Genomic DNA, 18645 nt, shown 5'->3' with positions numbered 1-18645 from the left:
AGCGAAAGTTGATTCATTGGTTATTCGCATAGCCGATATTATTGACAACATAAATACTAATGCTGTTGGCTCCGTCCTCCTGGATTGCGCTGAGAAAAATGCTGTCTTTGGCATCCTTGACGCCGCGGTTGAAAATGTCCTTGGGGCGAAAAACAAAAAGCCCGTCCTTTTGAACCGGGCTTTCTGATAATGTATCTATAGCTTGCGACTCCCATATATTATTGATTCCACGATAGATGTACCAGAAATCTCCATCGCGTTCAAAAGCAATCTGCATTCGGGCATTAAAGTCAAACTTGATCAGGCGAAGCTTATCCGGCTGGAAGTCGTCAATGACAAAACGATATTCCTTGATAAAATCCCTGACGGTAAAGGCGTCCATCGCTGCATACCGAGAATATTTGAATTGCAAACCATCCCGCTTTTCATAGCGGATATCCTTCATCATCACGGAGTTGCTGTTAGCTAGAGAATGACGCGGAATTTCAACAAACTCTTTTTCCAGGAACGCATAACCGTAAACGGTTGAATCTCCCGAAATATCCTCGAAACTATCTACTTGATTGAATGTTTTGTACAGCGCAAGCGGGATGATATTGTCGGAGGAATCCGTTTTCTGGTGAACCGTCTGCAAAGAGACCACCGGCGTTCCAAACAACATCTTTTCCATGTCGGAAAATTGAATATCTCGCCTGATTCCGTTATGATCATTCCAGAAACTTTGATGCTGGTTTTTGTCCATTGACTTTTTAACTGCAATGAACTTGGCGTCTTTCAACGATGCCACTTCTTTCACTGCATTTTCAATGGCTGAAGATGTATTGGCGATTAATGCCACATTTGCCGTAAACTGGGCCGCCCGACATGCTTTTCCCGCTGCTGGATGTATATGCTCTATAACTGAACATCCGATTTTTAAGCCTAGGTTAATATTTTCCCTTGTTTCTTCCAGTTTGCCTGCTTTGGATACATGTTCCAAATAGCTTTTCAATTCTTTATAGTCGTCTCCTTTTTCCTTAATGTAATCTTCTAAGGAATACCCTATTTGCGTAACCCCGGATTCCTTGAAGGCTCTTACATTCTTTCCGATGGCGCTGACGGCAGGTACGTCAAATGTTCCCTCGTCAAAAAAATTGATGGCGTAATTGGACAGGTTGTTCGAAATCAGTTTCGTTCCCTTTTTCAATTCACCCCGGATTTCTTTTGCACTTCTGTCCATTTCAGAAAGGGTTGCGGAGTACTCGTCAATAAAGGTGGAGTACAGTTCCGACTTGTATTTTTCGGGTAAGAATTTATTTGCGATGCTGATGACTTTCAGAATTGAACTTGGCAGATTTTCCTTGTTGAATTTCAATTTGCTCAATGATGAAATACTTTGCACGCAATCCGAGATTTGTGATATAGGAATTTTATATTCGGCTGCGATTTTTTCAGCAGCCGATTTTGCTTCGGCTGCAAAATCTTCCGACACTGCACTCGAAAAATAGTTGCCAATTTTTTCAGCATCTGCATTGATGCCACTTTCTACAAGCTTTGTCGAAACGGATTCCGTGAGCATTTCCCGGAGTTTTTCTTTGCTCACATGGTTCTTTGCCTGGTCTGCAAAATCGGCCAGAGTCCTACGCCCATTTCCGATTGTAGGAAGCCCGTAGGAATAAACGTTATTGTAAAATGGATGTTCAAAAGTGCCTAGTTTGGAATACGAATTCAAAAGCTGTGTATTGCCAACATAATCCTTTAATTCAATTCCCTTTTCTCGAGCCTTCGTTTTTACTTCGTCATAAACCTTGTCGTTCAAATCCAAATCTTGTGACAAATACAACATCGACTTGTAGGATTTATCTGCATCGCTAAAAAAACTGGAAAAATTTTCCTTTACCTTATTCGTATTCTGAGCCATTCCAAAGACCGCTTCTTTCAGAAGCGACATCATCAACGACTCAAGAGCGTCGCTACCACCGACAAGATAAACCGCTAACGCAAGCGGAATGATATCGCTGTAATCGGACGCGGATTTGGACTTGTTCAATGCAGACGAATTTTTGAGCAAAGCCTGATCAGCAAAACCAGTCCCTTCATGAGGCGTGTTGAAAAACAGTACATTTGCAATTTCGCCTCGGTAATTTTTACTTTGAATGTATTCGCGAACGGCCAAGCCGGCAGCACCTTCCGCAATGATGACAAATCGGCTCGGTACATCTTCTGATTGATTACGTTGTTTATTCTGAGACCACTTTTTTATCGCTTCATTGAAAACAGAATTAGAGCCGCTAAAAAGAATTTTCGCCGCATCGGCAGGACTCAGTGCATCATCATAGGATTTACAATAAATTGCATTTGCATCGCCATAAAAGGCGTTATTTTTCAAGAAGTTTTTGACTTCCAAATTCTGCCAAGATTCAGAAGAACTTTCCTTGCACAAGCCCGACGCATCCAGCAGTATCGCCATTGAAGACTGCGAAGGCTCTGCCACTGCCGCATACAAACAAACAGCAAGCAGGTGCAGAACGGTAAGGAAATTTTTCATTTTAAACTCAAATTGTAAAAATAATAAAAAAAAGATAAGAAAATTATTCAAAAACGCAAGATATTTTCTATTATTTTTTTTCAAAAAAAAAACATTTTACAATCAAATCCAGACCGCAATATGAAATCAATCAAACTTTTAACAATTCTTTCAGTGGCATTCTTTGCCTCCATATTTACATCCTGCTCGGATAACAGCTCCTCTGCCGATGGCAATTCCTTTGACGCAGCTGAAGTCTGTCCGACTGAAGGCACAAACGCCTACGGCGAACCTAACCGCGGCACTTTTACAGACGCGCGCGATGGACAAGTGTACAAATACACAACGATAGGAAATCAAGTCTGGATAGCTCAAAATTTAAATTTTGATGATGGAATGTCCCCCTGTGCAGACACTCTCTGCACTATAGAAAAAGGTCGTATCTATACAACAGTAACTGCCCAAACAGCTTGTCCAACCGGCTGGCATTTGCCAAGTGCCGAAGAATGGCAAGTTCTTTTAGCAAGTGTGGGTGGCATTGAGAATGCGGGATACCATTTAAAAGCTACGGAAGGTTGGGTTCCTCTGAATCCAGGTTGGCAATCCAATGGAACTGATGAGTGCGGCTTTGCAGTAAAACCAATTCCGGTTAATGGTGTACTTGGAAATGGTGACGGTGGGAAAAAACGTGATGGTTTCATTGCTTTGCTTTGGACTAGCACTCCGGCTGACTATACATGGTATGCAGTTGAATTTCAAACACAGAATTTACATGCTGTGTTTGCAGATGACCGTGTGGGATATCTATCAGTTCGTTGCGTAAGGGATTAGGGATTGAGTCCCCCGCGCGCCTACGGCGCGCCATTTAATTCTCATTCCTAATTTTCTAAATTTTTTTCATGATTAAACTCGATCCTTCTTGGCTTGAAATGCTCAAAGACCAATTTGAAATGCCTTATTTTTTGCATCTCAAAGAAGTCCTTCTCGAAGAAAAAAAGAAATTTACCATCTATCCGCCGGGTTCAAAAATTTTTGCAGCTCTCGACGAATGCCCCGTGGACAAAGTTAAAGCGGTCATCATCGGGCAAGATCCTTACCACAATCCCGGTCAAGCCAACGGTCTTTGTTTTTCTGTCGCCGACGGCGTGCAGCCGCCACCCTCTCTCGTCAACATTTTTAAAGAACTTCACGATGACTTGGGCATCCCCATTCCGCAGAGCGGGAACCTTGAAAAATGGGCCCGCGAAGGAGTTCTCTTGCTCAATGCGAGTTTAACTGTCCGCGCCCATCAAGCGGCTTCGCATTCTCAAATCGGCTGGCAAGAATTTACCGATACCATTATCCAACGCCTTTCCGAAACAAAAGAAAACTTGGTATTTCTCCTTTGGGGAAGCTTCGCCATCCGCAAGAAAGCGCTTATCGCACCGAACCATGGCCACTGCATTCTCGAAGCCCCGCACCCGAGTCCCCTTTCTGCTTACCGCGGATTTTTCGGCTGCCGCCACTTTAGTCAGGCAAACGCCTTCCTTCGAAGCAAAGGAATCGCAGAAATTGACTGGACACCTTGACAAAAATTCAAAGAAAAGATATATTTGACCCGCAAATCTATGGGGATATAGCTCAGTTTGGTAGAGCGATAGGTTCGCAATCTATAGGTCAGGGGTTCGACTCCCCTTATCTCCACGAAGACTCGGAATTTTCCGAGTCTTTTTTATTGGAATCACACAAAAAAACGGACAATCGTCCGCTTTTATTTTTCATCGTTTAATAATTTTCGCACATTTTTCGGGAGCACTTCTTTGTGCCATTTCATCCATTCTTCGTAGTAAATGTAGCGGCGTTCGCAAGTTCTAAAATTTTTCCCATGCACAATGCGGCGACCATTTTTGACTTCGGGCGGAATCACAATGTGCAGACATTCGTGATAAACGACTCCCGCAACCGCATAAAGCGGACAATTTTCAAAATCATAGCCGCGGCTAATGCTTATCAAATTGACTTCTTCGCCGGTAAACGGATCTTTGCGAATCGTGTGAAAGCTGAGCCCGCCTGCGCGCCCGCTCCACGTAATGCGCGCGTTGAGTTCGCCGTGAAAATAAGTTTCGTTCACCGCTTGAAAAACTTTTTCCAAATTGTGATGTTTTCCGATGGGGCGAATCGGCGGAAGCCGCACCGAGCGAATTCCCGGGAGATTTAAATCCGATAAAATTTGATTTGTCGCCGCCCAAATCCGCGAAAGCAATTCGGAACACTTCGCTTTTGTTTCGGCGGTTTTCCGTTTAAAAGCCAAATGCGTCCACTGCGCAGCCATTTCGCGCACCGGGAAAAATTCGTCGCTTTGCATATAACCCGGAAGTTTGAGTTCATAAATTTCTTCAAACTTTTTTTTGCGACAGCGGATACTTTTCTTCAGCCGTTCTTCGTAGATGAAATGCACGCTGCCATCTTTTGACGTCCGATTATTGATTGGCAGGGGCTCGGGAATTTCGGGAGTAAATCCGAAAAGATCGATTTGCAATTCATCCGACATGAGGATTTTCCTGTGCCGAATTTTCTGCTTTGGCGAATGCCTGCTCAAAAGCATTCATCGCGAGAACGCCCTCGTAAAGGCCTTCGGGAAGCGATAATTCTTGATAATGCGCGGAAACTTCTGCGATTAAATCTTCAATGTCATCGGGCAAATAAATGATGAAACTTTTATTCTTTTCCGTGAGCAAATGTTCGGGCACGCAGAAAGTTCCCGGCGTTTCGCTGAAATACATTCGACACGTGACAGGCCGTTCGGGATAAATGCCGCAGCTTCCGTTTTTTAAGATGAACGGGCACGCAAAACTTTTGTTGAAGTATTGAATGAGCGCATAATCTTCGGGGTCTTCTTCACCGAGTTCTTCGCCCTTTTTGAGCAGCGCATAATATTCCCGCGTCCGAAAATGACATTCTTCTAAATACGAAATTAAATCGGAGCGTTTGCGCACTTCGCTGTAAAATTCGACCAACTCGAACGGTTCTACCGACATCGGAAAATGATGACAGCAATTTCCGCAGCCCGCTTTGCACTGGACTCCGTTTGGATGTTGCGGTAAAACAGCGGCGAGGTAACGCATAAATGCGGCGTGATAAGCGACGCTAAATTCTCGAATCTGCGGCAATTCCTCTTCGAAATTATCTTCGGCAAAGGCGTGTTCACGACACTTTTCTTTCGCGATATTTTCTAAGCGCGATTTTTCGGCATGGAGAAGTCCGCGCATCCGCAGAACGGCGTGTTTATACGCAGGCGATGGGAAATATTCCAAGTTATCATTCACAATGCCAAATATATGAAGTGAATTTTCTTTTTGTTCTTATTTTTTCAAAAGATGAAAGTATTTTTTACTTAGTACTCGACTAGTCTTAGGACTTTGGGAGAATTGGAATGAAATTTTCACGTTTGCTTTTCGGACTGCTTGTAGCCTCGCTCATGAGCTGCAATATTTTTAGTCCATCCGATGATGTTTCTGTTGATAAAGATGACGCTTCGATGCTCATCTACGAAGGGCAGAAAAGTTTCCGCGATGCCGAATACAAAAGTGCTGTGAACTTTTTTGAAAGCGCACTCGCCGCCGACTCGACGCGCTCCGAGGCTTGGTTCGGACTCGCCAAAGCGCGCCTTTATGCCAATGTGAAAAATCCGCTGGGAATCGTCGCCGAAATCAATTCCGATGAAAATGAAATTCCGCTGATGAATTTGGACGAAGAAGTCGCCGAAGAATATTTTAATGCGATTAGCCTCGCCCTTTTCCCGCTCCGCGAACTCGTCCGCCGCGATTCCTTGACCGAGAAAAATCCTGCAATCAAACTTTCGGATCGCATGGTGACGTATTCCAATTTCTCCGTGAGCTACGGCATTTTGGAATTCGCTTATACGATTTTGCGTTTCCGCAATTCTGTCGGATCGAGCGTCAAAATTTCTTTGAACGACGACAAGACTCTTTCAATCGATGTCGAATCGATGTATGAAAATGCGTTAAACGATACCGCGGTTTTAAATCAATTCAACAACAGCCTTTCTCAATTACAAAGCGATTTAGCAAATACCCTCGACAATGTGCTTCCGAAAGTTTCGGATGCATTAGAAGAATCGGGAATGTTCGACGGCGAAGGTTCCGCGATTTCACAGTTGCTCGGTGCAGACGCCGAAGCCAATTCGCAAACCGCTAAAGCGACGATTGGATTTTACAAAGTCGGCGACGGCATCGATAACGATGGCGATGGCTGCGTAGACGAAGAAATTCTCGACGGCATCGACAACGACGGCGATGGTTTAATCGACGAAGACCTGCGACTGGTACCGCTAGAACGCGCTCCGGATTCGACGGTTTCTTGGATTGGAATCGGCAGAGATTCTCTCGATCACGATTTGAATGGCGTGAAAGAAGACAGTTTAGAATTGCATTTGAACGAAAAGAACAAACTTCTTTTTGCCGTTGACTTTGAACCGAAGAAAAGTAATGATTCGACTTATCAAGCAAATCTCCGCGCCATCATGGAAGATACGGATTCGACGAAAATCAAATATCCGCTGAAAGAACGTCAGCGTTTGATCGGACGCTGCTGGAATAATTACACCGAAAAAGAATTTAAAGCTTGGTTTCGCAACCGCTAGGGGAATGGAAAAATGAAAGCATTATCTCATCTTTTGATTTTCGCCTGTGCGGCTTGTTGTTTTGCAGCTCAAGGCCCGAAGCATAAATCTCTCCGCGCACTCGCTATGGGAAACGCCCACGTCGCAATCGTCGATGATAAAGAAGCGATTTATTACAACTACGCAGGTCTCAATCAAATGGGACGTCTCGGCAATTACGAAAAATTTCCGGAGACTGGATACTACCCAGCAAATTCCGTCGATGTGCGTTTGAACGCAGGCTTTGCAGGTCCCTTCTTTGAAGCCCGCCGCATTTACAATTTGATCGACGATCTCGATGACATGTACGATGACGCGGAACGCGATGCAAAAAAATCTTCGATGTCCGCAGAACGCGCCTTCGCCGATTCGTTAGCGAAGCATCCCGAGATGACGAAGCGCATCAACAAATACGATCACATGCTGTTAAACATTATTGCGAAAGCCGATTTAGAAGTCGCATTTCACAATTTCGGCGCAGCGGTTTGGGTCGATGGAAATGTCGCGCCTTACGTGGACGGTGGCATCGTGATTCCTTACTTCGGCGTGGATACATTCTACGTGGACGCAGTCGCTCAAATGGGCGGAGCTTACGGAATTACCGATAATTTTGCCGTCGGCGCAGGATTAAAAGTCGCGAAACGTCAACGCGTCGATATGGTCCGCATCGATGTTTCGAATTTCAATTCGATGAAAGATACTTTGGAAGACCGCTTAAAAGATGCCGCAGACGTCGCAGAATTTAGCGAACTCGGAATCGGTATGGATGTCGGAATGCTCTATCAAGCTACCCGCGAAATTCGTCTCGGCGCTTCTTGCAATAACATTTTCTTTACCGAACTCGCCGACGAACGCATTATGCCGAATTTAACACTCGGTATGGCGTATAGTCCGCGTTACTTAAATCGCAATTCGGCATTCTCACGCAAAGTCAATTTCGCAATCGACTATGAAAATGCCATCGCCCACTCCCGCAATTACAAAACTCTCAGCCATGTGAATTTCGGCATGGAAATTGAGCAAGTGCTTCTCGCCTTCCCCGGTTACAACGATAATTTACGCCTTTTAAAGCTTCGCCTTTCGGGAGGTTTCCGCGGCGGTTATCCATCGGCAGGTGTCGCTGTCGAAGCGCTCCGCTTTATCGAAGTCGAATTTGCGACTTGGGGCGAAGAACGCGGTTATTATACCGGTCAAGACGAAAGCCGCGTCTATATGGTGCAAGCAAGCGTCGGCTTTTAACCGAAAGCGACGCAGTCGCCGCCTATATTTTACCTCGAGCATTCCTCCGATTTCCGCCTAATTTTCTAAATTTGTCGCGGAAATTTATAACATTCATCTTCCGAGGTACAATTATGGCAGAAAACGAACAAAAAGAAACCACTGAAAAGAAGAACGCTCCCGCAGCCGAATCCAAGAAACCCGCCAGAAAGCCTCGCCGTGCCGGTGGAAACAACAAATTCCGCCAAGCTCCAAAGAAAGTAGCTCCGTTCTCGGACTCTCTCGCAGATCGTTTCGGCGACGCACTCGCAAACAAACTCAAACGCGGCATTGAAGAAGACATCAAGCGCAAGATTAAGGCCGCTCAGTCTGATCCTGCGGTTCAACGCGCAAGCGAAAAGTTCGGCAAGTAACTTTCTCGGTAAAGAAAAGGGTCCGCAGCACAGCGGACCTTTTTTGTTTTTAAAATGTTAACAGCGACTGCTAGTTGACTTTTGAAATTACTGGGCGCAGCCGCTTTCCGCAAATCGTCACCAAAATTCCCGCTTGCGCAAACATATAATAAGCGGTGTCGCGGCTATTGTTCAATGTTGAATTCGGATCGTAATCATCCTTCGTCACAAAGACTTCGGCAACTCCCGAAAGCGCAATTTCCAAAGCGCAGCGTTCACACGGAAAACCGATGACGTAAAGTTTCGAATTGGGTGGCACTTTCCCGCGGGCATAATGCAGCGCATTGATTTCGGCGTGCACCATAAACGGATATTTATTCGCTTCAAATTCATGGTGCGAAATGAGTTCGCCCGTGTCTGCGTCGAATAAATCGTAAGCGAGTTTTTGCTTTTCGCGGGTATAAGGAATCGTCGCATCGTCAAAGCCCGCTGGCGCTCCATTGTAACCGGTACTGAGCACGCGTCCATCGCCCGAAACGAGGACTGCGCCCATCTGCGTATTCAAATCTTTTGAAAGGCGCGCTTGCGCCATCATCATCTGCGTATAAACTTCATCGCGAAGTTTTCTGCGTTCTTCGTTCATAGGCAAAATATACAATTTAATGAGATGTTAGGAATGAAGAATGAAAAAGGAAAATTATGACGACTTTGTTCATTCTCGCGGTGGCTTAGAAATGAAAAATTGCAAAGAATTTTTCCTTATTTTCTTCCTTTTTACTATATTTGGTTCGGCTACGGGGTGTAGCTCAGTCTGGTAGAGCGTCTGCTTTGGGAGCAGAATGTCGTCAGTTCGAATCTGGCTACCCCGATAAAAACTTCGCACTGAAAACTTCGCAATTCCCTGCGAAGTTTTTTTATTGAAACTTCAAACAAAGATTTTGCGCATTTCACATCATTCCTTATGCAACAAAAAAAGCCTCCGCAATGCGGAGGCTTTTTTTGCGTTTAAAGCAAATTACTTGTCGGTGAGGAAAGCAACACCCGGAAGCACTTTACCTTCGAGGAGTTCGAGGGAAGCGCCGCCACCGGTAGAAGTGTGGGTCACCTTCTTGTCGGCGCCATACTTCTTCGCAGCCGTTGCGGTATCACCACCACCGATCACGGTGATTGCACCTGCAGCAGTTGCTTCGACGATTGCATCTGCCATCGCCTTCGTTGCCTTTTCAAATGCAGCAAATTCAAACACGCCAGCAGGACCATTCCAAACGATGGTCTTTGCGCCCTTGATTGCATTCACAAAGAGTTCTGTGGACTTTGCACCAACGTCCAAGCCCATCCAGCCTTCCGGAATGCCTTCTGCATCGGTGCAAGCCTTGGTCGCTGCATCGGCTGCGAACTTGTCCGCTGCGATGTAGTCCACCGGAAGAATAATCTTCTTGCCGTTTGCCTTTGCCTTTGCCATCAATTCCGGAACGATCTTTGCGCCTTCTTCGTCATAGAGAGAAGCGCCGATCTGGATATTGTCAATCACCTTCTTGAAAGTGAAAGCCATGCCGCCGCCGATGATAATTTCATCCGCCTTGTCGAGCAAGTTGTTGATGAGCTGAATCTTGTCTGCAACCTTAGCACCGCCGAGGATTGCGAGGAACGGACGCGGAGGATTGTTCAAGACCTTATCAAATGCCTTGAGTTCCTTATTCATGAGGAAGCCTGCAGCGCGAACCGGCAGATTGACGCCGACCATCGAGGAGTGAGCGCGGTGTGCAGTTCCAAATGCATCGTTCACATAAACGTCTGCGAGCTTCGAAAGAGAAGCGCGGAATTCTTCGACCTTAGCCGGATCTGCCTTAATCTTGGTTTCGGTTCCGTCTTCGTTCTTGATCTTTGCTTTGCCTTCTTCTTCGATGTGGAAGCGGAGGTTTTCAAGAAGGATGATTTCGCCCGGCTGAGCCTTTGCGCATTCTGCTTCGACTTCTGCACCGACGCAATCCGAGAGGAACTTCACCGGCTTCTTGATGAGTTCTTCGAGCTTCTTTGCAACCGGAGCGAGAGAGAACTTTGCGTTCACCTTGCCATTCGGACGGCCGAGATGAGAAGCGAGAATCACAGCAGCACCCTTGTCAAGTGCATATTGAATGGTCGGAAGAGCCGCTTCAATACGTTTGGTATTGGTGATTTCGCCCGTTACCTTATCCTGCGGAACGTTGAAATCGACGCGAATGAAAACGCGTTTGCCCTTGAGTTCGATATCTTCAATGGAAAGTTTTGCCATCGTTGTACCTTCTTTTAATGTGAAAACTTTACGGCAATAATATAGAAAATTAGGCGCCTTCGGCGCAAATTAAAACATGAAGTTTAAAACTTTAATTTTTTTGAAATTTTCGCACGAAACGCGCAAATTCTATCCCTATCAATTATAAATTATCCGCTTTTCTAAAATAATTTTTCAATTCTTCGGGAATAGCGATGGGACGGCCTCGGTTTAAATCGACGAGCACCCAAGTCGTCACCGCCGAAAAAATTTCTTTGCCGTCGGATTTGCGGACAAATTTTGAAAAGCGATTCGTCGAAATTTTGGAATATTCCCCCACCCATGTCGTGCCTTCAATTTCGTCGTCGAGAAACGCTTGCGATTTATATTCGACATGCTGCGTCCGAATCATCCAACCCGCACCGAGTTCTTCCATTTTTTGAGTGCCGCCGGTGACATCCGAATGTTCGATGGCGATGTCTTGAATCCATTCTACGCAGACTACATTATTCAAATGACGATTCCGATCGATCATCGATTCATCGACGCGGAAAGTTTTCTTGTATTCCGAAAAATTTTCTTCTTTTTCCATCGCTGCGTGCATTTTCAATTCTCCCGTTAATCGTTTGCAAAGCGCGAAAGGAATGCGTTTAAACGATCGTTTTCCGATTTGCCGAAGACATATTCTGGAGTTCCTTGCTCGACGATAACGCCGCCGTCCATAAAAAGAACTTTATCCGCGACATCTCGCGCAAAAGCCATTTCATGCGTTACGATGACCATCGTCATCTGCAATTCTGTTAAGCCTTTGATGATTTTCAAAACTTCGCCGGTAAGTTCTGGATCGAGAGCGCTTGTCGGTTCATCGAAGAAAAGAATTTTTGGATTCATCGCCAATGCGCGCGCAATCGAAACGCGTTGCTGTTGCCCGCCCGAAAGTTCACACGGATACGCTTTTTCTTTATTTTCTAGTCCCATGCGTTTGAGCAATTCTCGTGCGAGGTCACGCGCTTCTTCGCGGTTCTTTTCTAAAACGCGAATCGGCGCAAGCGTTAAATTTTGCAGAACCGTTAAATGCGGGAATAAATTGAAATTCTGAAAAACAAGTCCCGTTGAAAGGCGAATTTCCCGCAGCGTTTTTGCCGGCGCATATTTTACGCCATTTTTCGTTTTAACGCCTGGAATCACCATATCTTTTCCATCGATGCAAACTTCGCCCGCTTCAAAAGTTTCGAGCTGCGTTAAGCAACGAAGCAGTGTACTTTTTCCCGAGCCCGAAGGGCCGATGATCGAAAGCACTTCGCCCGCATTCAAATCAAACGAAATGTCTTTTAAAACGGCGACATCGTCAAAGGATTTTTTGAGATGACTCACGTGTAAAATCGGCGCTGTATTTTTCAATTCTTCCATTTCGCGCCTCACTTGTAATAATTCAATTTACGTTCCACAAAAGCAAAGAGAACGCTTAAGAGTAAATTCGCGATGTAATAAAAAATGCCCGCGACAAAAAGCGGATAAATGCTCGCGTATGCGGCTTGCTGCTTTTTCGCCAAGGCAAAAAGTTCCGTCACCGCAATGACTTGCGCAAGAGAAGTATCCTTCACCAAAGTGATGACTTCGTTTGCGCTCGCGGGAACAACGCGCTTCACAACCTGCGGAAGAATAATGCGGTAAAAAGTTTGCGTCCGCGAAAGTCCAAGCATCGCAGCCGCTTCGTATTGCCCTTTGCTAATCGATTGAATGCCACCGCGGAAAATTTCTGCGAAATAAGCGGCATAGTTAATGGTAAACGCCACAATCACTGCGGGGAATCGATCAAAGGTCAACTGTACTCCCAAATATTCCGAGAGATAAAATGAACCAAAATAAATGGCGACGATTTGCAAAAGCAGAGGCGTTCCGCGCATCACCGAAATGTAAAAGGCAACGGGATAACGGACGATGCGGAAGCGGCTCATTTTCAGAACCGCAACCAAAAGTCCAAGCGGAATCGAGAAGAGAAGGGTCAGCCCGAAAATTGCGAGAGTGGTACAGAAACCGCCCCACAAAATCGGGAGAAGAGAATTCATATCAGCCATGCGAATCGTCGAGGAAAATTATTTGCCAAACCACTTGCTCGAAATCATCGAGAACGCACCGTCTGCGCGCATTGCGTTCAAAACGCTATCCACAGCATCGCGGAGTTTTTGATCTTTTTTGCGGAAGCCGATGGCGTATTCTTCTTCGCTAAGACCTTCGTTCATCACGATGAACGGTTTTTCGTTTGCAGTAATCAAATACTTTGCAACGACTTCGTCGAGGAAAACCGATTCGACACCGCCGCGTTCCAAATCCATCAAAGCGGTCAAGTTATCGTCAAACGGAATCAAAGCCGAAGCATTTTTGCCAGCGTCCGAAGCTTCGAGAAGTTTCTGAGCGGTGGAACCATTTTGCACGGCGATTTTTTTGCCCGCTAAAGCTGCGAGATTCGAAATGGAAGAATCCTTTACAACAAAGACCATGCGATTTTTCAAATACGGCGAAGAAAGATTCATCGCTGTAGCACGCGCAGAATCGATGGACATGCCGTTCCAAATGCAGTCAATTTTTCCGGTGCTCAATTCTTGTTCTTTCGCATCCCAAGAAATCGGCTGCGTGCGGAGTTTAACGCCTAAACGCATTGCCACTTCTTTTGCCAAATCGATATCAAATCCCACGATTTCATTTTCCTTATTGCGGAATCCCATCGGCGGGAAGGAATCGTCTAAGCCGAGCACTAATTCGCCCGCTGCTTTCACCTTATTCAAAGACTGATCTTCTTTCGAAGTATCCGAACTTTGGCATGCGACGAGCGCAAAGAGAATCGCAAAAAGCGGCATCCATTTTTTCATAATCAACTCCTTAGTTTGATTCAAATCTAGAATACTTTTTAAACGAGACCGACGAATCTTTTGAAGAAATAGCGTGCGTCCGAGGCAGAGCCCCGCGATAATTGACAATTATGCAAAAATTCATTTGAAATTTCAATTCATTCATCGAAATAATTCATCGATTTTTTTATGTTTTCCGCCCACAGGAGTTTATCATGAAATATTTCATCCCTTGGATTGCAGCTTTTGCATTTTTTATTTCTGCTTGTGACGATTCGAGCAGCGCGCCTACAGAAATTTTGAGTTCTAGTTCCGAAGAAATTTCTTCGAGCAGAGAACAAAGTTCATCGTCAAAAAAAGTTTCCAGTTCGTCGGCGATTTCTTCGTCAGCAATTTCTTCGAGTTCCATTTCAAAATCTTCTTCGTCGGAAAGCGTTTCGAGTTCCTCGGAAAAAATCGAATCGAGCAGCAGCGAAATTTCGAGTTCAAGCGAAGAAGTTTCAAGTTCCAGCGAAATTTTGAGTTCGAGCGAAGAAAGTTCTAGCTCCGAAGAAATTTCTAGCAGTTCTAAAGATTTGTTCCCCGCCGATTTAGCGGTCGATTTGAATCTTCCGAGCGAAACAAAATGGGCGATTAAAAATATCGGCGCTGACGAGCCCACGGATTTCGGCGATTACTTTGCCTTTGGGGAAATTACTCCGAAAGAAAAATTTTCCGAAAGATTGTTTGTTGTGTAACGACTCCACCCTTTCCGAAGACGATGCTAAAGCAAATCCCAAATACGATGCAGCCACCGCAAATTGGGGAAAGAAATGGCGCCTTCCAACCGATGAGGAAATGCGCGAAATTGAAAAATGCAACTGGAGATGGGAAGAAGTTGAAAATAGCGCGGGCGAAAAAATTGCGGGCTACACTGTGCGTTGCTACAATAAAAATTCCATTTTCTTCCCCGCCGGCGGTTATTATTCCAACGATACTTTAATCCACAAAGGCACCGAAGGCCGTTATTGGAGCATTACGCCGAACGCAGAATGCAAAATTTGCGCCACCAACACTTACTTTACAGAACCGCAACATAATACGGGCTCTTTTTATTATCGCTTCCGCGGCCTCAACCTGCGCGCGGTCTTAGTGGAAAATTAAGTGAAAAAAAATTAACGACGATTTCCCTTCCTAATTTTTCACGAATAAGCGGCTTTGCCGCTTTTTTCTACTTTTTTTCCGATGAAATTTTCTTTTCTTCTTTTTTCTTTTGCTGCATTTTTATTGACTTCTTGCGCGATGCCTCTTCGGCCGAGTTATGACCGCGAATCGGGTTCGTATAAACTTTCCCAAGGCGAAGCGCATACCAATCAAGTGATGCAATCTTCGACGGGCGAAGCCGCAGACTGGATGCCGATTATCAAACCGTGGATTGGAACGCGCTACAAATACGGCGCCGCGTCAAAAAGCGGAACCGATTGTTCGGGCTATGTGATGAATATTTACAAAGAAAAAACCGGCGTTTCACTTCCCCACAGTTCCACGTCGATGTATAACATGGGAAAGAAAGTCGATAAAGATGAACTCAAAGCCGGCGATCTCGTTTTCTTTGGCGGTGGATCCGGAGTGGATCACGTTGGGCTTTATCTTTCGGACGGCAATTTTACCCACGCGAGCACTTCGAAAGGGGTGATGATTAGTCCGCTTTCCGATCCGTATTGGCAACCGCGTTACAAAGGTGCTAGGAGAATTCAATGAAAAAGAAAATCGCATTTCAAGGACGTCGTGGCGCTTACAGCGAATCCGCAGCGCGCTATCTTTTTGGCGAAGACATCGATGTGCTCCCGATGAACACATTCGAAGAAATTTATCAAGCGATTGAAACCGGCAAAGCCGACGGCGGTGCAATCCCCATTGAAAATTCTACCGCAGGATCCATTTACGAAAATTATGATTTGCTCGCCAAATGGCGTCACCCGATTGTGGGCGAAGTCAAATTGCAAATCGAACATTGCCTTTGCGCTTATCCGGGAGCGACTCTCGAAAGTTTAAAACGCGTGATGAGTCACCCGCAAGCACTCGCCCAATGCAGCCATTTCTTTAACGAATTTCCAGCGATTGAAAAAGTCATTTTCTTTGACACCGCAGGCTCTGCTGAAGAAGTCGCCAAGCGGAAAAATTTAACCGATGGCGGAATTGCGAGCACTTATGCAGCAAAACTTTACGGCTTAAATATTTTGCGCACGAATTTGGAAAATATCAAAGGCGTCAACTTTACCCGTTTTTATGCGATTCAAAAAGAACCGAAAGCGGTTTCGAGCGAAGACAATATCAAAACAGTCATTCTCTTTGAACTCGCAAACGATGACAAGCCCGCAGCGCTTTACAATGCCCTCGGCGCATTCGCTCGCCGCGGAATCAATTTGACGCGCATCGAAAGCCGTCCGCATCCCGATAAACCGTGGGGCTACATTTTTTACGTCGCCTTTCTCGGGAATCCGAAAGACGAAAAAGTCATCGAAGCTTTGGACGAATTAAATCAATTTACCACTTTCACTTACCGCTTAGGCTCTTTTGTCTGCGGCAAAACAGAACGTTTAAAATACGAGGCTTAAAATGGAACGCATCGATGGTCGTCAATTCAACGAAACTCGTCCCGTGAAAATGACTCCGGGATTCATCTCTTCGGCAGATGGTTCTGTCTTAATTGAAATGGGAAATACGCGCGTCATCTGCAACGCCACTCTCCTTCCCGAAGTTCCCGCTTGGCTCGCCGGCAAAGGCCGCGGTTGGATTACCGCCGAATATTCTCTCCTCCCGCAAAGCACAGGCAAACGCGTTGAACGCGAACGCAAAGGCGCATCGGGTCGCACTCAAGAAATTCAACGTTTAATCGGACGTTCTCTCCGCGGTGCTGCCGACTTAAACGCTCTCGGCGAAAATGCAATCGTCGTCGATTGCGATGTCATTCAAGCCGATGGTGGCACGCGAACCGCAAGCATTATCGGCGGATTTGTCGCCCTTGCGCTCGCCCTCAAAAAAATCAAAGCGCGTCTCGGCATTACACAGCCCATTTTAAAGCATGCGGTAACCGCAATTTCTGTCGGCGTTGTTCACGGAGAACCGCTTTTGGATCTTTGCTATATCGAAGATTCCGCAGCCGATGTTGATATGAATATCGTCATGCGCGACGCCAAATCGTTCATCGAAATTCAAGGAACCGGTGAACATTCCGACTTTGACCGCAAAACCTTAGACACTCTCATCGGCCTCGGTGAAAAAGCTTGCCGCGAAATTTATCCGCTGCAAATGCAACTCATCGGCGGTGAATTAGTTTAAGCGATACGAATCTTTCGAATTTTCGAAATGTTCTTTTTGATAATTCATTAAATGCAAACGGTACTCCAAATTTTCGATTTGGAGTGCTTTTTGTATCAGTTCATCGATATTCTGCGGCGTAATTCCTTTGCCCCAATCCATCAACTTTTTGAAATTTTCTTCGTCGCCTTTTTCCATGACATAACCGCAAAGCGAACTGAAATTTTCTTGCATAAATTTTTCGGCATCGGCGTCGTTCGTTTCCCAGAAATATTTGAGAATGAGCGGATATTTAATATCCTCTTCCAATTCCGGTGCTGCAAAATTTTTTGTGCTAAACATTTGACAAATCTGCTGAACATCTTCGTAATATTGCGATCCAATCGGAAAAGGAACGCTTTCTCGCCCGTTATAAATTTTTAATTCTGACGCATCGCTTTCGAATAAAACGTCGAGAGGTTCTTGCTTTTCGGGGATGATAATTTTTTTCAATTCGTAACATTCCGAAAACGCTTGCGGATGCACATCGGTTTTAGAAAATTGCACTTCGACGACTTCCAAAGATTCGCAATTTTCAAACGCATTTGCACAAACGCATTCTACCGTTTCGGGAATTTTTACCGATTCCAAGTAGCGGGCATTTTCAAATGCATTCTTGCCGATTTTTTTGACTTCGGGCGGAATAACGATTTCTTCATCGCTCCCGCGATATTTCCAGAGAAGTCCATTTTCAAAAATCACAAACTTTTCGGATAAATTTTTAATCCAAGGCGTTCCCTGAAAAGAACTCCAAGAAATTTCTCCGCTTTGATTTTCCAACTGAACCGAAGCTAAACTCGTGCAACCGAAGAAAGCGTTTTCACCAATTTCATTGACGTTTTCGGGAATCGTAATCGATTTTAACGCAGAGCAATTTAAAAACGCATCATCTTGAATACACTCTAACGCCAAGGTTTCTTCGTCCAAAAAAGAATCTTTCTCCCGTTCAAATGTAATCGATTCTAATTGAGAGCAAAATGCAAAAGTTCTCACCGAAATCGTATCCACCAAATGCGGAATGTTAATCGATTTTAAAGAGCGACATTTTGCAAATGCATACTGCAAAATCAATTCAACTGTTTTCGGAATATGAATGGATTCAAGCGCTTCGCATTCGTAAAAAGTTTCCATTCCGATGAGAGTTAAATTTTCTTCTAAATCGACTTTTTTCAAGTGCGTGCAACCGCGAAATGTCCACGATTCTAATCGCCAAATCGACTTCGGAATATGCACATATTCAAGCGCTGTACAATTTTCAAAAGCGGTATTTTCAATCGCTTCGACGGAATCGGGAATTTCTACCGATTTGATTTTTGCATTGCCGTGAAAAGCAGATTGCGCAATCGTTTTCACCGAACTCGGAATGACGATTTCCGTTTCATCGCCCGAGTAAGCGGTTAATGTGCCGTCATCATCCACTTGAAACATAT

At 45.1% G+C, this 18645-nt stretch carries 20 protein-coding genes and 2 tRNA genes; 12 read left to right on the top strand and 10 right to left on the bottom strand.

Going from position 1 to position 18645, the window contains the following annotated elements:
• Nucleotides 1–13: 13 nt before the first annotated feature.
• Nucleotides 14–2578, bottom strand: a complete 2565-nt coding sequence (locus tag B0H50_RS04545; protein ID WP_146193675.1) for a hypothetical protein — start codon at nucleotides 2576–2578, stop codon at nucleotides 14–16.
• A gap of 69 nt (nucleotides 2579–2647) precedes the next feature.
• Between B0H50_RS04545 and B0H50_RS04540 the strand changes: the two genes are divergently transcribed.
• The 3 genes from B0H50_RS04540 to B0H50_RS04530 all read left to right on the top strand — a co-directional run bounded on the left by B0H50_RS04540 (nucleotide 2648) and on the right by B0H50_RS04530 (nucleotide 4189).
• Nucleotides 2648–3337 (top strand): FISUMP domain-containing protein, encoded by a 690-nt coding sequence (locus B0H50_RS04540; protein WP_109587311.1) that lies wholly within the window; start codon nucleotides 2648–2650, stop codon nucleotides 3335–3337.
• Between the two features lie 68 nt (nucleotides 3338–3405).
• Nucleotides 3406–4074 carry a uracil-DNA glycosylase gene (ung, locus tag B0H50_RS04535; protein WP_106197267.1) on the top strand — a complete coding sequence of 223 codons (669 nt, stop codon included), beginning with the start codon at nucleotides 3406–3408 and terminating at the stop codon, nucleotides 4072–4074.
• 41 nt (nucleotides 4075–4115) lie between these two features.
• Nucleotides 4116–4189, top strand: a tRNA-Ala gene (locus tag B0H50_RS04530).
• A gap of 67 nt (nucleotides 4190–4256) precedes the next feature.
• Here the strand turns inward: B0H50_RS04530 and B0H50_RS04525 are convergent.
• Complete coding sequence (locus tag B0H50_RS04525; RefSeq protein WP_106197266.1) at nucleotides 4257–5036, bottom strand: hypothetical protein; 780 nt, start codon at nucleotides 5034–5036, stop codon at nucleotides 4257–4259.
• Nucleotides 5026–5811, bottom strand: coding sequence for a YkgJ family cysteine cluster protein (locus B0H50_RS04520; RefSeq protein WP_106197265.1), 786 nt, complete (start codon nucleotides 5809–5811; stop codon nucleotides 5026–5028). Before B0H50_RS04520 ends, B0H50_RS04525 begins: the two co-directional genes overlap by 11 nt.
• Nucleotides 5812–5918: 107 nt before the next feature.
• Here B0H50_RS04520 and B0H50_RS04515 point away from each other — a divergent pair, with 107 nt between their 5' ends.
• The 3 genes from B0H50_RS04515 (at nucleotide 5919) to B0H50_RS04505 (ending at nucleotide 8797) form a co-directional block, all read left to right on the top strand.
• Nucleotides 5919–7148, top strand: coding sequence for a hypothetical protein (locus tag B0H50_RS04515; RefSeq protein ID WP_106197264.1), 1230 nt, complete (start codon nucleotides 5919–5921; stop codon nucleotides 7146–7148).
• Nucleotides 7149–7160: 12 nt separating this feature from the next.
• A complete protein-coding gene (locus B0H50_RS04510) occupies nucleotides 7161–8405 on the top strand; it encodes a conjugal transfer protein TraF (protein ID WP_106197263.1) in 1245 nt (414 codons plus the stop codon).
• A 113-nt stretch (nucleotides 8406–8518) separates the two neighbouring features.
• Entirely contained in the window at nucleotides 8519–8797 is a 279-nt protein-coding gene (locus tag B0H50_RS04505; protein ID WP_106197262.1) for a hypothetical protein, read from the top strand.
• A gap of 70 nt (nucleotides 8798–8867) precedes the next feature.
• On the opposite strand, the gene B0H50_RS04500 is transcribed toward B0H50_RS04505, so the two are convergent.
• Entirely contained in the window at nucleotides 8868–9419 is a 552-nt protein-coding gene (locus tag B0H50_RS04500) for a deoxycytidylate deaminase (protein ID WP_106197261.1), read from the bottom strand.
• 152 nt (nucleotides 9420–9571) lie between these two features.
• Here B0H50_RS04500 and B0H50_RS04495 point away from each other — a divergent pair.
• Nucleotides 9572–9645, top strand: a tRNA-Pro gene (locus tag B0H50_RS04495).
• A gap of 146 nt (nucleotides 9646–9791) precedes the next feature.
• Here B0H50_RS04495 and pgk read toward each other — a convergent pair.
• From pgk to B0H50_RS04470, 5 genes are all read right to left on the bottom strand, one after another.
• Nucleotides 9792–11048 (bottom strand): phosphoglycerate kinase, encoded by a 1257-nt coding sequence (gene pgk / locus B0H50_RS04490; RefSeq protein WP_106197260.1) that lies wholly within the window; start codon nucleotides 11046–11048, stop codon nucleotides 9792–9794.
• Nucleotides 11049–11190: 142 nt separating this feature from the next.
• Nucleotides 11191–11631: an acyl-CoA thioesterase gene (locus B0H50_RS04485; RefSeq protein WP_106197259.1), complete on the bottom strand. Its 441-nt coding sequence runs from the start codon at nucleotides 11629–11631 to the stop codon at nucleotides 11191–11193.
• Between the two features lie 14 nt (nucleotides 11632–11645).
• Nucleotides 11646–12437 (bottom strand): amino acid ABC transporter ATP-binding protein, encoded by a 792-nt coding sequence (locus B0H50_RS04480; protein WP_106197258.1) that lies wholly within the window; start codon nucleotides 12435–12437, stop codon nucleotides 11646–11648.
• Between the two features lie 8 nt (nucleotides 12438–12445).
• On the bottom strand, nucleotides 12446–13105 hold the full coding sequence (locus tag B0H50_RS04475; protein WP_106197257.1) for an amino acid ABC transporter permease: 660 nt from the start codon (nucleotides 13103–13105) through the stop codon (nucleotides 12446–12448).
• A gap of 18 nt (nucleotides 13106–13123) precedes the next feature.
• The gene (locus B0H50_RS04470; RefSeq protein ID WP_106197256.1) at nucleotides 13124–13897 is read right to left on the bottom strand and encodes an amino acid ABC transporter substrate-binding protein; all 774 of its coding nucleotides are present in this window, start codon (nucleotides 13895–13897) and stop codon (nucleotides 13124–13126) included.
• Nucleotides 13898–14091: 194 nt separating this feature from the next.
• On the opposite strand from B0H50_RS04470, the gene B0H50_RS13435 reads away from it, so the two are divergent.
• From B0H50_RS13435 to rph, 5 genes are all read left to right on the top strand, one after another.
• Entirely contained in the window at nucleotides 14092–14613 is a 522-nt protein-coding gene (locus B0H50_RS13435; RefSeq protein WP_199191837.1) for a hypothetical protein, read from the top strand.
• Nucleotides 14603–15019, top strand: a complete 417-nt coding sequence (locus B0H50_RS04460) for a fibrobacter succinogenes major paralogous domain-containing protein (RefSeq protein WP_146129091.1) — start codon at nucleotides 14603–14605, stop codon at nucleotides 15017–15019. Before B0H50_RS13435 ends, B0H50_RS04460 begins: the two co-directional genes overlap by 11 nt.
• A gap of 81 nt (nucleotides 15020–15100) precedes the next feature.
• Entirely contained in the window at nucleotides 15101–15616 is a 516-nt protein-coding gene (locus tag B0H50_RS04455; RefSeq protein ID WP_146129090.1) for a C40 family peptidase, read from the top strand.
• Nucleotides 15613–16473: a prephenate dehydratase gene (locus tag B0H50_RS04450; RefSeq protein ID WP_106197253.1), complete on the top strand. Its 861-nt coding sequence runs from the start codon at nucleotides 15613–15615 to the stop codon at nucleotides 16471–16473. The genes B0H50_RS04455 and B0H50_RS04450 overlap by 4 nt, the downstream gene beginning before the upstream one ends.
• Before the next feature lies 1 nt (nucleotide 16474).
• The gene (gene rph / locus B0H50_RS04445; RefSeq protein WP_106197252.1) at nucleotides 16475–17197 is read left to right on the top strand and encodes a ribonuclease PH; all 723 of its coding nucleotides are present in this window, start codon (nucleotides 16475–16477) and stop codon (nucleotides 17195–17197) included.
• Here rph and B0H50_RS04440 read toward each other — a convergent pair.
• Nucleotides 17189–18643 (bottom strand): leucine-rich repeat domain-containing protein, encoded by a 1455-nt coding sequence (locus B0H50_RS04440; RefSeq protein ID WP_109587310.1) that lies wholly within the window; start codon nucleotides 18641–18643, stop codon nucleotides 17189–17191. The two genes, rph and B0H50_RS04440, sit on opposite strands and share 9 nt — an antisense overlap.
• Between the last annotated feature and the right edge of the window lie 2 nt (nucleotides 18644–18645).

The sequence above is a fragment of the Hallerella porci genome (assembly GCF_003148885.1).
Lineage (GTDB): Bacteria > Fibrobacterota > Fibrobacteria > Fibrobacterales > Fibrobacteraceae > Hallerella > Hallerella porci.
The sequence above is the reverse complement of the archived record's forward strand: the minus strand, read 5'-3'. Positions and strand labels throughout refer to the sequence as shown.

Coding starts and splice junctions, on each gene's coding strand:
- B0H50_RS04515 (WP_106197264.1), top strand. CDS start 5,919: ATGAAATTTTCACGTTTGCTTTTCGGACTGCTTGTAGCCTCGCTCATG.
- B0H50_RS04450 (WP_106197253.1), top strand. CDS start 15,613: ATGAAAAAGAAAATCGCATTTCAAGGACGTCGTGGCGCTTACAGCGAA.
- B0H50_RS13435 (WP_199191837.1), top strand. CDS start 14,092: ATGAAATATTTCATCCCTTGGATTGCAGCTTTTGCATTTTTTATTTCT.
- pgk (WP_106197260.1), bottom strand. CDS start 11,048: ATGGCAAAACTTTCCATTGAAGATATCGAACTCAAGGGCAAACGCGTT.
- B0H50_RS04500 (WP_106197261.1), bottom strand. CDS start 9,419: ATGAACGAAGAACGCAGAAAACTTCGCGATGAAGTTTATACGCAGATG.
- B0H50_RS04470 (WP_106197256.1), bottom strand. CDS start 13,897: ATGAAAAAATGGATGCCGCTTTTTGCGATTCTCTTTGCGCTCGTCGCA.
- B0H50_RS04525 (WP_106197266.1), bottom strand. CDS start 5,036: ATGTCGGATGAATTGCAAATCGATCTTTTCGGATTTACTCCCGAAATT.
- B0H50_RS04540 (WP_109587311.1), top strand. CDS start 2,648: ATGAAATCAATCAAACTTTTAACAATTCTTTCAGTGGCATTCTTTGCC.
- B0H50_RS04480 (WP_106197258.1), bottom strand. CDS start 12,437: ATGGAAGAATTGAAAAATACAGCGCCGATTTTACACGTGAGTCATCTC.
- B0H50_RS04485 (WP_106197259.1), bottom strand. CDS start 11,631: ATGCACGCAGCGATGGAAAAAGAAGAAAATTTTTCGGAATACAAGAAA.
- ung (WP_106197267.1), top strand. CDS start 3,406: ATGATTAAACTCGATCCTTCTTGGCTTGAAATGCTCAAAGACCAATTT.
- B0H50_RS04440 (WP_109587310.1), bottom strand. CDS start 18,643: ATGTTTCAAGTGGATGATGACGGCACATTAACCGCTTACTCGGGCGAT.
- B0H50_RS04455 (WP_146129090.1), top strand. CDS start 15,101: ATGAAATTTTCTTTTCTTCTTTTTTCTTTTGCTGCATTTTTATTGACT.
- rph (WP_106197252.1), top strand. CDS start 16,475: ATGGAACGCATCGATGGTCGTCAATTCAACGAAACTCGTCCCGTGAAA.
- B0H50_RS04475 (WP_106197257.1), bottom strand. CDS start 13,105: ATGGCTGATATGAATTCTCTTCTCCCGATTTTGTGGGGCGGTTTCTGT.
- B0H50_RS04505 (WP_106197262.1), top strand. CDS start 8,519: ATGGCAGAAAACGAACAAAAAGAAACCACTGAAAAGAAGAACGCTCCC.
- B0H50_RS04510 (WP_106197263.1), top strand. CDS start 7,161: ATGAAAGCATTATCTCATCTTTTGATTTTCGCCTGTGCGGCTTGTTGT.